Here is a 15,044-nt window from a genome sequence, read left to right as displayed (position 1 = left end):
AATGTCGAAATATTATATCATGTCAAATAAAATAAAAGGAATATTGGTAATGTTGGTGTCAGTCTCGGTCTTCCTCAGTGGATGCCAAGACCTCATCGAACCAGCTCAAGAAAATAACAGACAATTGGAAGCAACGGCATATTTACCCAATGATGCACGTTTCCCTTATGGTATTTTAATGAACGGATACAATAGAATTCCAACAAACTTCTGGTCATTTAATGATGTCGCAACTGATGATGCTGTGACCAATGATCAAAACAATGGTTATTTGAGAATCGCTACTGGTCAGTGGACACCCGCTAACAACCCAGCAGACCAATGGACAAACTGCTTCACAGGAATCCAATACGTAAACTTGATGTTAGGAGAAGTTGATAAAGTTCAATGGGTTGCTGATGCTGGTGCAAGTAAATTGTTTGGAACTCGTATTAAAGGAGAAGCTTACGGTTTAAGAGCCTTGTTTTTGTATCATTTACTTCAGTCGCATGGCGGTGTTGGTAAAAATGGGATGATGTTGGGAGTACCTATCTTGAATAAAGCACAAACTACTAATGATAATTATAATTTGCCACGTGCATCATTTGATGATTGCATGAAACAAATTTATCAAGATTTGGATAGTGCAGAAGCCAAACTTCCTTTGGATTACATCAATCTTGCATCAGGACAAGAAAATCTGATTCCAGCTAAGTATGGTAAAGTTACTGTTGAACAATATAACCGTGCTTTTGGAATAACTTTCAGTGGACTAATAGCAGGACGCATCATCAAAGCAATCCGCTCGAAGGCAGCACTTTTGGCTGCAAGTCCAGCTTTTAATGGTGGTAATGTGAATAAATGGACTGATGCAGCCAAGTATTCATCAGAGGTACTCAATCTAAATGGAGGGCTAAGTGCCATTGTAGCGAATGCTGCGAGTGGGTTAACTTGGTATTCCAATGTGGCAGAAATTGGAACATTGAAAGATGGTGCCAATCCTCCAGAAGTATTGTGGCGTAATAACTGGAATGAAAACAGAGATTTGGAAACGGCCAACTTTCCTCCAACATTATTTGGAAACGGTAGAATTAACCCAACCCAAAATTTGGTAGATGCGTTTCCCATGTTGAATGGTTATCCTATCAATGACCCAAAAAGTGGATATGTTGCCAATAATCCATACACTAATCGTGACCCTCGTTTGAGAATGTTTATTTTAGTAAATGGACAAACTTCAGGTGTAAACAACACAGCAATAAACACTGCTGCTGATAGCCCAACTAACGATGGTTTGACAATTGCTGCAACATCTACAAGAACAGGGTATTATTTGAGAAAATTGTTACGCCAAGATGTTAACTTAAATCCAACATCGGCAACGAATCAGCGTCATTATAAGCCACATATTCGTTACACAGAAATTGCCTTAAATTATGCAGAAGCAGCCAACGAAGCAAACGGACCAACGGCTACTGGAGGTAATTCTTATTCAGCATACGACGTGATTAGAGCTATTCGTAGAAGAGCAGGAATTGGTTTGACCAACAACGATGAATATCTTGAATCAGCAAAAAATAGCAAAGAAACGATGCGTGCATTAATCCGTAACGAAAGACGTTTAGAATTATGTTTTGAAGGTTTCAGATTCTGGGATTTACGTCGTTGGAATAGTGATTTGACAGAGGGTGCAAAAGGTGTAAGTATTCGTAGTGGTAATGTTTACACAATTATTCCTTCGGTTGAAACAAGGGTATATCAAAACTTTATGAAATATGGACCAATTCCATACTCTGAAATATTGAAATATTCAGCGTTAGAGCAAAACCAAGGATGGAACTAATTTCTTATCAAAATTCTATTAAAAAATATTATATATGAAAAAAGTGGTTTTAATATTGGCGATAACCCTTGTAGGGCTTATTTCCTGTAACCAAGAAGCAGTATTTCCTGATTTCAAATACCAGACAGTGTATTTTGCCTATCAGTATCCTGTTAGAACAATTACGCTAGGGGAAGATGCTTTTGTGAATACTGATTTAGACAATGCTAAAAAATGTCAAATCTATGCAGCAACTGGTGGTGTGTACGAAAGTAAAAATAACGTATCTATCAAAGTAGAAGTAGATAACTCTTTGCTTGGTAATGGTTTGTTATTCAGTGCCGGTAATGAAGTACTTGCCATGCCAAGAGAATACTATACATTGGCATCAGATAAAATTGCAATTCCGAATGGTACGCTTGCGGGTGGTGTTGACGTGCAGCTTACAGATGCATTCTTCGCAGATACCAAAGCAATCAAGAACACTTATGTAATTCCTTTAAAAATGACAGGTGTAACAGGTGCAGACTCAATTCTGAATGGTAAGCATTTTATTCTTTATGCAGTTAAATATGTTAACCCTTGGCACGGAAATTATTTGAGACGTGGAAGAGATGTTGTGACTGGTGCAGTTAATCAAACAATTGTTCGTCATGCACAGTATGTTGAACAGGATGAAATCAATAAGTTGTCAACCAAATCTTTGAATGAATTGAATTTTCCCATTACTGTAAAAGACAAAGATGGTAGAAACCTTTCTATAACGCTTACTTTAAGATTTGACGAAGGTGGAAGATGTACAATCTCTTCAGGAACAAGCGGATATACGGCAACTGGTAGCGGAGCATTCGTTAAAAAAGGCGAGAAAAAAAGCTGGGGAAATAAAGATAGAGATGCTCTTTATCTAAAATATGATATCAATCTTTCAGGTATTAATGTTTCCTCAAGTGATACACTTGTAATGCGTGACCGTGCTGTAACATTTGAAACGTTTACTCCAATTGCAAAGTAATCAGTAAATTAAATACTTATAATCTTTAAATTGTATGAACAAATTATATAAAATTGCACTTGGCCTGACCACTGTTTTGGCGACTTCGTGTACTGCATACGAACCGCTGGAATTTGATGTGCTAAAACCTGAAAGTGTTGCTCTTCAGGAGGATATAGATGCTTACCCAGCATTAAAATCCTATATTAATCGTACGGCTCATCCAAATTTTAAATTAGGTGTTGCTTTGTCACTTAATGATTATGTTAATAGGGGAGTAATGTACAGATTAGCCAACAAAAACTTCGATGAAATAGCCTTAGGCTACGAAATGAAGCATGGTGCAATAGTACAAGCAGATGGTAGCCTTGCGTTAGATAACGTTGGTAAATTATTAGCAGCAGCCAAAGAAAATAATATTTCAGTGTATGGCCATACTTTATGTTGGCATGCTAATCAGAATGCTACTTATTTGAAAAAAGTAATTGCACCCGATGTTTTATCATCAACTGGACCAGGTTGGGACTTGATTACTGCCGCTGATTTTGAAACAGACGCTGCTGCTAATTTCCAAAGCAATGCGAATGCTGTAATCTCTTATACTGCTGCTGGCGGGGGTGCTAACGGAGTTGGTAGAGCATTGAAAATTACCAATGCAAGTGTTCGTACTAATGATTGGGAAGCTCAATTTTTCGTGAAATTTTCTCCTGCTGCTGTGGTAGGTGAAAAATATACCCTTAAAATGGATATAAGAGCAGATGTTCCCGCAACATATCCAACCCAAGCACACGTAACTCCTGGCGCATACAAACACTGGGACTTTTTTGGAGCTCTTTCAGCTACTCCAACTTGGACTACCTATACCAGAGAAATTACAGTTACCGCTGATATGGCTACTTGTGGGGCAATTGCTTTTAATCTTGGTAAAACTGCTACTAACTTTTATTTTGATAATGTTACTTTAACAAAGTACAATGCTACGGGTAGCATCCAAACAAAAGAAAAAACTGTAGAGCAAAAGAACACCCTCATTACCAGTGCTTTAGACAAGTGGATGGCTGGAATGATGAACGTAAGCAAACCTTATGTAAAAGCATGGGATGTTGTAAACGAACCAATGGACGATGGCAAACCTTACGAATTAAAAACAGGAGTAGGTAGAACAACAGCTGGTGATGAATTCTACTGGCAAGACTACATGGGTAAAGATTATGGTGTAACTGCTTTTAAGTTAGCTAGAAAATATGGTAATGCTGGAGACATCCTTTTCATTAATGATTATAATCTAGAATACAGTCTGGATAAATGTCGTGGACTTATTGCCTACACAAACTATATCGAAGGAAAAGGAGTGAAGGTTGATGGTATTGGAACACAAATGCACATCGACATTAAGTCTGATAAAACCAAGATTGCAGATATGTTTAAGTTATTAGCTGCTACTGGTAAATTGATTAAAATTTCGGAATTGGATATTGGTTTAGGTGGCGTAAAAACAGCAAGTGCTACTCAAGCACAGTATAAGGAACAAGCTGAGATGTATAAATATGTTATTGATAAATATTTTGAGCTAATTCCTGCTCCACAAAGATATGGTATCACTTTATGGAGTCCGTTAGATAGTCCAGCTAATTCAAGTTGGAGAGCTGATGATCCAATTGGACTTTGGACTCAACAATATGTAAGAAAAATGGCATATTCGTATGTAGCAGAATCTATTAAAGCAAATATGAAATAGCATTTTTGGCAAAAAATCATCACGTGAGTTTGCAATCCCCCACATCTAACGATGATGGGGGATTTGCTTCAATAAAAGGGTTAAAGTAGATTTAAGTACAAAAACTACTTTGATACAAATATTGAAGAATAAAGATATTTTTGGCTTTTAGAAGTAACTTTTAAAGTTTTACAAATTTGCTCTAAAGCATAATCAGTTTGGGTTGGGGAATGACGATAATTTGGAGCGTCGAACCGATAGTTGTTAGGTTAAAGTCTAGGAAAATGAAAAAGCTTTACTTTTTAGTCATCTTTTGTTTAGTTGCTCACTATATTGATGGGCAACAAAAAGAATATAAATTCATTAATTTCAGTAGTAAAAACGGGCTGACCTCAAATTCTATTAATGCCATTATTAAAGACAAAAATGGCTTTATGTGGTTTGGAACAGAAGATGGACTTAACAGATTTGATGGACAAAACTTTGTTGCCTATCACCATAAAGATAATGATAGCACCAGTATCGGAAGAGGGTCAGTAACAGCGATGACACAAGATAAATTAGGGAATATTTGGCTAGCAACCAATTTTACTTTATCTGCATATAATCTGAATCTGGATTCTTTTATTAATTATGATTTTACCAAGTTTGGATGGATTATCAGTTTATGTGCTGACCACTCAGGAAAAATTTGGGTGGGTACTTACTCGGGATTGTTTGTTTTTGATCCTCTAACGCAAAAGGTCAAAGATTTTAAGGCTAATTCTACTCCAAAATCTAGGTTAAACTCGAATACTGTACTCAGTATTTTCGAGGATAGTCGTAATAATATTTGGGTTGGTACTGACAACGGATTACACCTTTACAATCATCAAAATGGACAATTTATTAGATTTGGAAAAGACCCAAATCGCCCTGATACTATTCCAAACAACCAGATTAATACGATTGCCGAAGACAAAAAAGGTAAACTTTGGATTGGTACTAACAAAGGCGGACTCTACGTGATGGATGTAACAAAGGCTAGTTTTATCAATTATAAATCTGATATAAATAACACCAATGCACTGTCTCATAATCACATCTACAAAATAGTGTTCGATAAAGCAGGTCAACTTTGGGTTGGTTCAGAGGGTAGCCTTGATATTTTTAATCCACAAACGGGGAAATCAACAAAAGTAAAGGCATCACTGTTAGAACAAAACGGATTTGTGCCAAGTACTAGTGGGCGTTCGGTTAGAGATATTTATATCGACGATGCTGGTATTTATTGGTTTGCGGTACATCAAGGAGGCGTAAATAAGTATGATACTAATTTGACCTTTTTTAATCATAAAAAATATAATTTTTACGACCCGAACGGTTTGACAGGCAGTTCCGTTATGGCATTTGCAGAAAATCCTTCTGGAGATGTGTTCATCGGAACAGAAGGAACAGGGTTAAATTTGTTTAACCGCAAAACTGGCCAAATAAAACCTTATCGATTAAAAGAACAAAGGGCAAATGTTTCATCAGTTATTTCTTTGGAATCTTCTAATGGCACACTCTGGTTAGGGACGTATCAGGCTGGTTTATACAGTATTAACATGACTACTGGTGCCTCTAAATATTTTTATATTCCTAAGAGTAAAACGGATGTAGCGGATTGTCCCGTAAATTGTTTTAAAACAGGTGCTGATGGAAAAATATGGATGGGAACAAATGGAAATGGTGTTCATCGATACGACCCAGTAAGCAATACAATAGAGTCTGGCGAAAAAATTTTCCCAATGATTGCTGGACAAAAATTTCCACTGAATGGCTTCATTACAAGTCTCGAACAAGACAAAGCTGGTAATTTCTGGATTGCTTCAAACGGTACTGGCATAGCCGTATATTATCCAGCAAAAAAACGTTTTCAAGTATTTAATCATGCCAATAGTGGGCTTCCAATTGACAAAATTCACAGTATTTTTTGCGACCATGCAGGTAGAATCTGGATTGGCTCTTCGGGTGGTGGACTGTGTTTGTATAAAACCAGTACCAATTCTTTTGAACGATTTGATGAAAACTATTCATTATCAAATAATGTAATTTATAAAATCTTAGAAGACGAAAACGGAAAAATATGGATAAGTACAAACAAGGGAATAAGTTCTTTTGATCCGCTCAAAAAAGTATTTAGAAATTTTACTTATTATAACGGAGTTCAGCAAAGTACTTTTAACGTTGGCTCAGGCTTGAGAACTACTGACGGAACCTTATTCTTTGGTGGCTTAGATGGTTTTAACTTTTTTAAAGCAGCCAATATTTTTCAAAAAAAGAATGTGCCGCCACTGGTAATTACTAGTCTGAAAATCAACAATAAGCAGGTTAATGCAGCTGAAAATGCCGAAATATCAGAACATATTTCGATAGCCAAGGAAATGGTTTTGAGTTATAAACAAAACTTTTCGTTAGATTTTATGGCATTGAATTATACTGTTCCTCACGAAAACAGATATTCTTATAAATTAGAAGGATTTGATAAAGAATGGAATCATGCAGGAACAGCAAATACAGCCGTTTATACCAATCTTGACCCAGGTGAATACACATTTAGACTTAAAGCTTACAGCGAAGACGGTTCTTGGCAAACACCTGAAAAAGTGATTACTATTATTGTGAAACCTCCATTTTGGCGGACTTATTATGCGTATTTCTGTTATTTTTTAATGATTATTCTCGCTATTTGGGCGATAAGAAGAAGTTCTATTCAAAAATTAAAGCATGAATTTACCAGATCTCAGGAACGTTTAGAGATGAAGCATTTAATCGAAAAAGAACGACATGATGCAGAACAAAAAACTGAGCTTGAAAAAGTAAAGGTTAAGTTTTTGACCAATTTGAGCCACGAGTTAAAAACACCGTTAACGCTTGTATTGAATCCGATTGAAAACCTGATGTTTCAGGAAAATAGTTCTGAAAAGCTAGAAATGCTCAATTTGATAAGTAGAAATGCCAAAAGACTTTTGAATCTGGTGAATCAATTACTTGATTTTAGAAGAATTGAAGCGAATGAATTAACGCTCCATAAAACTGAAGGTGATTTGGTTACCTTCGCCCAAGAAATAGTAGATTCTTTTAAATATATAGCTGTAAGAAAAAATATTAATCTACATTTTGTGTGTGCCTACAGTAATTACCTTACAACTTTCGACAAAGATAAATTAGAGAGAATTTTGATTAATTTACTTTCAAACGCCATAAAATTTACGAATGATGGTGGAAATGTAAGTTTCCAGATTGCTAGTGATGGAGAAACAGGTGTCAGATTAATTCTTCGTGATACAGGAATTGGGCTACCAAGTGACATGACAGACAAGATTTTTGAAAGATTTTTTCAAGTAAATAATAATGCAGATATTTTAAATCAAGGAAGTGGAATAGGTTTGTCGATTGCACAAGAATTTGTAAAACTTCATGGAGGAACGATAAAAGTAGAAAGTGAAGAAGGAGTAGGAAGTGCTTTTATTATTTCATTACCACTTTTGCCGACTACCTTCCAACAAGCGACGGCTCAAATAGCAACGCAGCAAGAATCGGATCCGATTGAAAATTTTGCTAAAAACGAGCCTCCAAAAATGGAGATGCCTGTTGTGCTGATTGTGGATGATGACGACGATTTGAGAGCATATTTAGTTGAAAGCTTGAAGACAAAATATAAAATCATTGAAGCTTCGGATGGCAGACAAGGATGGCAAAAAGCCTTGGCGAACCATCCTCAAGTAATTATTAGTGACGTTAATATGCCTGGTGTTGATGGAATAGAAATGGTGCGGAAAATTAAAAATGATAACCGAACCAAACATATTCCAGTTATCATGCTGACCGTTTTATCGGAAGAAACAGACCAACTAAAAGGATTAGAATCGGGTGCAAGTGATTATTTAACTAAGCCATTCAGTTTCCATTTATTAAGTATCAAAATAGAAAACTTGCTTAGTTTGAACAGTTTGTTGAAAAACACTTATACTAAGCACATTCAGGTTGAAACGCCAGAAACAGAAGTAGTTTCAGAAGATGAAAAGTTTTTATTGAAGTTTTCTCGTTATGTAGAAGAACATATTGAAAATCCCAATCTTTCTATTGAGGAATTAAGCAAAGCCATGTTTGTGAGTCGAGGAACACTTTATGTAAAAGTATTAAGCTTTACTGGTGAAACGCCCGTTGAATACGTGAGGTCGTTGAAATTGAAAAAGGCACTTTCGCTTTTGCAAAAGAATGATATGAAAATATCACAAATTGCCTATTCTGTTGGATTCTCTAATCCGAATTACTTTGCCAGAGCCTTCAAAGCAAAGTATAATGTATCACCATCTGAGTATGTAACATTGAATAAAAATGCTGTTGGTTGAGATAATTAAATTAGGGAAATAATAAGCGTATTTCAACCCAATGCTAAAGCGGTCAATTAAAATATTCTTTTCCGGAAAAAGGTATTTTAATTGACCGCTTTAGTGTAATTAAGTTGAACATAACAAGCTTTCAGCCTGTCTGTCATTTGTTGGATTTTCTTTCCAAGATAGTTGAGTTTACAGTTTAGTGCCTTCAACAGTAAATGGCTGATTGTAATACCTTTTGCCCGTAGATTTATACAAAGCATTCGCTACTGCACCAAACACTGGAGGGAAGGGAGGTTCGCCAAGTCCAGTTGGGTCTATGTCGTTTTGTATAAAATGTACGTCTATTATTTTCGGAGCTTCATTATGACGAATAATGCGGTAATTATGGAAATTACTTTGTTCTGCCGCACCGTCTTTATGTGTTAAAGCTCCATAAAATGAGTTGCCAATACCATCAACCACAGCACCTTGCACCATATTGATTGCCGCATCAGGGTTTACGACTACGCCACAATCAATGGCACTAGTTACTTTTTCAACATAAGGTTGACCGTCACGAATCACCATGTCAACTACATGACCAGCATAAGAATTATGGCAAAAATAAGCGGCTACGCCACGTTTTTTACCACTATTTTCTGGTTTGCCCCAACCAGATTTTTCTCTGAGTAATTCCAAAACGCCTGCGTAACGGTCGGCATCATACTCATTGTTTTTGCCTACTGGATTTTCTTTGGCACGTTTCAACAAATCCAGACGGAAGGCGATTGGGTCTTTTCCCATAGCTTCGGCTACTTCATCTAAAAAAGATTGTTCGGCTGCGGCATTAAAGTTAGAACGTGGAGCTCGGAAAGCACCAATCGTAATATTAGAAGGAATTTCCCAGCCTTCAGCCAAGTAATTGTCCACCGCACCAGCAGGGAAACGATTGGCATGAATTGGGTTTTCGGGAATACCGCCACCTTTTACATGAAAAGCAATCAGGTTTTTATTAGCATCCAAAGCCGCACGATAAGTAGCCGTGTACATTGGACGATAGATACCATAAGTCATATCGTCTTCACGGCTATAAATCAATTTTATGGGAGCTTTCATTCTTTGAGAAATTCGAGCCGCTTCAAAGGCATATTGTCCGTAAGCTCTACGCCCAAAACCACCACCCATACGAGTCATCTGAATTTCGATTTTATCAGCAGGAAGATTCAAAATTTTTGTGAGTGTAGGCTCAATCAAACCTGGTGCTTGTAATGGCCCAGCAACTAAAGCTTTATCTTCTGAAACATGGGCAAAGAAATTCATTGGCTCCATGGTATTGTGTGCCAAAAACGGAGCATTATAAGTACGTTCGATTATCTGAGCAGCATTTTTGAAAGCTGTTTCTGGGTCGCCATCTTTTCTCAATTGCTGTGCTGGTTTTGCGGAGTGCCGCCCATTAGCATACTCAGCCATTAATTCCATTTGGCTACTTGTTGTTTCTAATCTGCTCGGAATAGTCACTTCTCTTTTTCCGCCTCGACCCATCATGGTTTCTTTGATTTCGCCAGCCGCTTCCCATTGTACTTTGATTTTTTTACGAGCGTTCATTACTTCCCAAGTAGATTTACCAACGATGGCAATCATTTCATTGAAAGTACGAGTATCAAAACCAGCTTGTACGAAACCATCATCGTATAATTTAAAGCTAAAAATATCTTTGATTCCCGGCATTTTTAGGGCTTGTGAAGCATCAAAAGATTTTAATTTCATCCCGAATGCAGGCGGATGTTGAATCATGGCAATCAACATTCCTTCCACATGAGTATCAATTCCGAAGAGAGGTTTCCCTGTAACTATTTTTTGTCCTTCTGTATTTTTTTGTGAATTTCTTACAATGGAAAAGTCTTTTGGAGCTTTTAATTTTACCTCTTTCGGAACGGGAATGGTAGCGGCTTTATTCGCCATTTCACCATATTTTGCCGATTTTCCACTTGAATGTAATAAAACGCCTGCTTTTGTCGTGATTTCGCTGGCAGGAACTCCCCAAGTTTGAGCTGCCGCTTCGATAAGCATTTGTCTTGCCGATGCTCCTGCATTTCTCAAAGGCTTCCAGTACATTCTTACGGAATTACTTCCTCCTGTAAATTGTGTTCCTAATTTCACGCTATCGTGCGTCCCCATTTCTACGACCACATTCTTCCAATCTACTTCCAATTCTTCAGCGACCATCATCGGCAGCGAAGTCATTACGTTCTGACCAAATTCTGGGTTTGGACAAATAATTTTGATAACATTATCAGGAGTAATTTTGATATATCCGTTGAGTTCATTCCATTGATCTGGCAAATTCATTGCAACCATTTTGTCCGCAGCTTGAGCATTTGCGAACCAAGAAAAACTCAACATTAATCCACCGCCTGCAAGAGCGGAAGATTTTAAAAACGAACGACGATTTTGTGTATTTGTATTTTCCATTTTGATATTTTCTTGTCTTATGCTTTATGCTAAAAATGTTGCCTAAAGCCTATTGCTTAAAGCTTTACAGATTTAATTGCATCCTTAATTCTCAAATACGTACCACAACGACAAATATTTCCGCTCATATAATTATCAATATCTTCATCGGTTGGATTAGGATTACTTTTCAACAATGCCGAAGCACTCATGATTTGTCCAGACTGACAGTAGCCACATTGAGCCACATCGTGTTCAATCCAAGCTTTTTGTACTGGGTGAGTACCGTTGGCAGATAAACCTTCGATAGTTGTAATCGCTTGTTTTCCAACTGCCGATACAGGTAAACTACAAGAACGCACCGCAGAGCCATCTAAATGGACTGTACAAGCACCACACATAGCCATTCCGCAACCAAATTTTGTACCTGTCATATTCAGGTGGTCTCTTAAAACCCAAAGTATTGGCGTTGAAGGGTCAATATCTATTTGCTGAGTTTTACCATTTATTTTTAGAGAATATTTTGCCATAGTGTTGTATTTACTTTATTGTTGATATTTAACAAGAATATATAAATAAATTAATAATAAATAATGTTTTTCAAATAAAATATTGCAGTTTTGAATATTTTCCAATTAGTAATTAAAAGGAAATACAGGTAAATTAAAGTTTTGGAGAATTGATTTATTAGAATTTCAATGAACAAAGTAAAGATATTTACTCCTGATATTAGTATAAAAATTACTGCTTTTCCTACCATTTTTACTGATTGAAAACTGTGTTTTTAAGAGAGTAAGTACATTTGTTTCAAATTAAAAAGAGGAGATTTTATATCCGATAAATCATAACAGCAATTACAATACTGACCATAATCAAAAAACACTGAACCCTTTGATGGTGCAGTGTTTCCTTGAACTTTTCTTGTTCGAATAATTTATTTTATTTCCTGTCAATCCTGTATAATCGACCTAGGTCAGTAATGGCGAACAAAGCACCATCACTTCCTTGCGTAATATCTCTAAATCGCTGACCTTCATTCGAAAGTAATCTTTCTTCTCCTGTTACTTTATTGTTCTCAATAACCAGTCGAACGATATGAGTACCGCTAAGCGAGCTTATAAAAAGATTGTTTTGCCATTCTGGAATACGATTGCCACTGTAGAAAGTCATGCCACTGGGCGATACCACAGGATCCCAATAATATACAGGTTGTTCCGTTCCACTTTGTTGCTGAATACCTGAGCCTATTGGTTGTCCGCCATATTCAATGCCGTAAGTTACAACAGGCCAACCATAATTTGCTCCCGATTGTAAGCGATTGATTTCATCACCACCACGTGGGCCATGTTCACTTTGCCATATATCTCCCGTTACTGGATGTACTGCTAAACCCTGAGGATTTCTGTGTCCGATAGTAAATAATTCAGGTAAAGCTCCTGATTGACTAAAAAAGGGGTTTCCAGAAGCTGGCTGTCCATTTGTTGTAATACGCACTACTTTTCCTAAACTACTACTAACAGTTTGTGCCATAGCACGAATGTCTGAAGAAGAACGTTCACCGATACTTACTATGAGATTTCCCAAGCGGTCAAAAACGACCCGACCACCATAATGTAAATTGCCATTATAAGGAGTATTAGAACGGTAAATAACGGTCACAGCTTCCATGTTTGTTTCGTTATTTGCTAATCGACCTTTAGCTACTGACGTTACAGTACCTCCAGAAACAGATTCAGAAAATACCCAATATACCATTCTGTTGGATGCAAAAGCAGGGTCAATACATAAACCAAGTAAACCACCCTGACCTGATGGATTGACGGCAGGTATCCCACTAATTGGGCTACCTATTTCACCAGTAGCAGTAACAATACGCATCCGCCCAGCTTTTTCTGTTATTAACAGTCGTCCGTCGGGTAAAGCAGTAATTCCCCAAGGATTGGAAAGACTTGTAGTTAAATTATTAACTTGATAGTCGGAAACTGTTCTTACACGATTGATACGGGTTTGTCCAGAAAATGCAGGAGTATAATTTGTATTTGGAGGATTACTCTCGACTGGTGAAGTTGGAGTCGTTGGCGTTGTTGTTTCTGGAGCATTATCCTGTGAACAGTGCGAAAAGATTAATAAACATGCTATGAAGTAAATAATACTGTTATTCCTGTTCATGATGAAGGAGTTTTACATGATTAAAGATTTTTTCAAGACCACATCATCTTATTTTTAAACGAATGTCATTATTCTTCATAAGATGATGGTGTTTATAGTGCCATAATAACGACTTCACAATAAGGATTATTGGCTATTTATTAAAGAAGATAAAGAATCTTATTAGCCTTTTGATGAATAAGATTCTTTACTATTTAATTATTTCAACAAATAGTTTAAATTGTTCTTGCATATCATTTTTTGTTGAAGTGTTATGTATTCCAAACCCCATAAAGGTTTTCTTTAAAAGGAAATGAGTAAAAAATTCTTAATGTCTTGACTTTAAATACCTCTTCTCTACTCTAATTCAAACTTCACCATTACATTTCCTTTACCCAATGCAGCCGCCAATCCAGCAGGATTATCAATACGCCCGAGCGGTGTGTAGCGATACGATGTTGAAAATGTTTTGTAGAAAAGTACCAAAGTATTTGAGCCATACATTCGCAAATCTCCATTTTGAATAGTTTCAGGGTTCGAAGCATTGGTAGGTAAAGCATTCGGCAAATCAAAAAACTTTTCGTTTGCATTCAGGTCGGTCATGTTGATAGTCATAGGCAGTTGAGCTTTGAAAGCCGTTGCTGTAGCATTGTTATTGAATGTAGCAGTGAAAACATTCGTGCCAATGGTTACTTTCATTTTCATACTATTTGTGGTGGAATCTTGATTGGAGGGATTTAATGGATGAGTATTATCCGTATTAGAAGTGTTTGTTGGGTTCACTTCTCCGTTTTTATTACAAGCAAACAATTGAATATAAATTAAACTGACTAAAAAGAAGCTTATGATTTTCATATTGCTGAGGTTTTAAATTAAATATTCTTGATGAATTTTGCAGGAATACCACCTACCACCGTATTAGGCTGAACATCAGCAGTAACAACTGCCCCTGCTGCAACAACTGAGTTTTCCCCAACAGTCACACCAGGTAAGATGATAGCACCTGCCCCTATCCATGCGTTTTTCTTTATCAGAATGGCATCCAATATAAGTGCTTTGCGTTCATTGGGTTTTATTGAATGACTTTCAGTAATTAATTGAACATTGGTGGCAATCAATACATCATCCTCAATCGTTATGCCGCCTAAATCTAAAAAAGTACAGCCATGATTGATAAAAACATTCTTTCCGATAGTAATGTGCTTTCCAAAATTCGTATTAAATGGCGTAAAAATAGTCGTCGAATTATCTATAATTTCACCAATAATTTCACCAATGATTTCTCTAATTTTCTCTGTGTCAGAAGCCAAATTTAAGGCAACGGAAAGTTTTTTTGTAGCACTTACTTGTTCAAAAACTTTATAAAATTGAGGGTCGCTGTTTTGTATAACTCCACCCAACAACATTCGGTCAAAAATATCTTCGCTAGATTGGTTTGTAATTTGTTTCATAACACTGTAAGTTAAAAATTCTTTAATAAGGTATTTTACACAATTAACTATTTAATGTGTATAATTCACATATCAAAAAATATGCTACAAATGTATTTCAGTCATCACTCAAACTGATAACGATTATCAAACCAATCATTAA

9 protein-coding genes are annotated in these 15,044 nt (G+C 36.6%); 4 read left to right on the top strand and 5 right to left on the bottom strand.

Annotated elements, in window-relative coordinates:
• Positions 1–19: 19 nt before the first annotated feature.
• From HNP25_RS10470 to HNP25_RS10455, 4 genes are all read left to right on the top strand, one after another.
• Positions 20–1,822 (top strand): RagB/SusD family nutrient uptake outer membrane protein, encoded by a 1,803-nt coding sequence (locus HNP25_RS10470; protein ID WP_184133966.1) that lies wholly within the window; start codon positions 20–22, stop codon positions 1,820–1,822.
• 34 nt (positions 1,823–1,856) lie between these two features.
• Positions 1,857–2,813, top strand: a complete 957-nt coding sequence (locus tag HNP25_RS10465) for a DUF5627 domain-containing protein (protein ID WP_184133964.1) — start codon at positions 1,857–1,859, stop codon at positions 2,811–2,813.
• Between the two features lie 34 nt (positions 2,814–2,847).
• On the top strand, positions 2,848–4,530 hold the full coding sequence (locus tag HNP25_RS10460; RefSeq protein WP_184133963.1) for an endo-1,4-beta-xylanase: 1,683 nt from the start codon (positions 2,848–2,850) through the stop codon (positions 4,528–4,530).
• A 263-nt stretch (positions 4,531–4,793) separates the two neighbouring features.
• A complete protein-coding gene (locus tag HNP25_RS10455; protein WP_184133962.1) occupies positions 4,794–8,885 on the top strand; it encodes a hybrid sensor histidine kinase/response regulator transcription factor in 4,092 nt (1,363 codons plus the stop codon).
• Positions 8,886–9,062: 177 nt separating this feature from the next.
• Here the strand turns inward: HNP25_RS10455 and HNP25_RS10450 are convergent, their stop codons facing one another.
• The 5 genes from HNP25_RS10450 to HNP25_RS10430 all read right to left on the bottom strand — a co-directional run bounded on the left by HNP25_RS10450 (position 9,063) and on the right by HNP25_RS10430 (position 14,902).
• Positions 9,063–11,324, bottom strand: a complete 2,262-nt coding sequence (locus tag HNP25_RS10450) for a xanthine dehydrogenase family protein molybdopterin-binding subunit (RefSeq protein WP_184133961.1) — start codon at positions 11,322–11,324, stop codon at positions 9,063–9,065.
• A 56-nt stretch (positions 11,325–11,380) separates the two neighbouring features.
• Positions 11,381–11,833, bottom strand: a complete 453-nt coding sequence (locus HNP25_RS10445; RefSeq protein WP_184133960.1) for a (2Fe-2S)-binding protein — start codon at positions 11,831–11,833, stop codon at positions 11,381–11,383.
• A 409-nt stretch (positions 11,834–12,242) separates the two neighbouring features.
• Positions 12,243–13,472 (bottom strand): PQQ-dependent sugar dehydrogenase, encoded by a 1,230-nt coding sequence (locus tag HNP25_RS10440; protein ID WP_184133959.1) that lies wholly within the window; start codon positions 13,470–13,472, stop codon positions 12,243–12,245.
• Between the two features lie 336 nt (positions 13,473–13,808).
• On the bottom strand, positions 13,809–14,306 hold the full coding sequence (locus HNP25_RS10435) for a cyclophilin-like fold protein (RefSeq protein ID WP_184133958.1): 498 nt from the start codon (positions 14,304–14,306) through the stop codon (positions 13,809–13,811).
• A gap of 17 nt (positions 14,307–14,323) precedes the next feature.
• Complete coding sequence (locus HNP25_RS10430) at positions 14,324–14,902, bottom strand: DapH/DapD/GlmU-related protein (protein ID WP_184133957.1); 579 nt, start codon at positions 14,900–14,902, stop codon at positions 14,324–14,326.
• Positions 14,903–15,044 lie beyond the last annotated feature (142 nt).

It is taken from the genome of Arcicella rosea (assembly GCF_014204325.1).
In the GTDB taxonomy this organism is placed as follows: Bacteria; Bacteroidota; Bacteroidia; order Cytophagales; family Spirosomataceae; genus Arcicella; species Arcicella rosea_A.
This window is presented reverse-complemented; position numbering and strand designations above follow the sequence as displayed.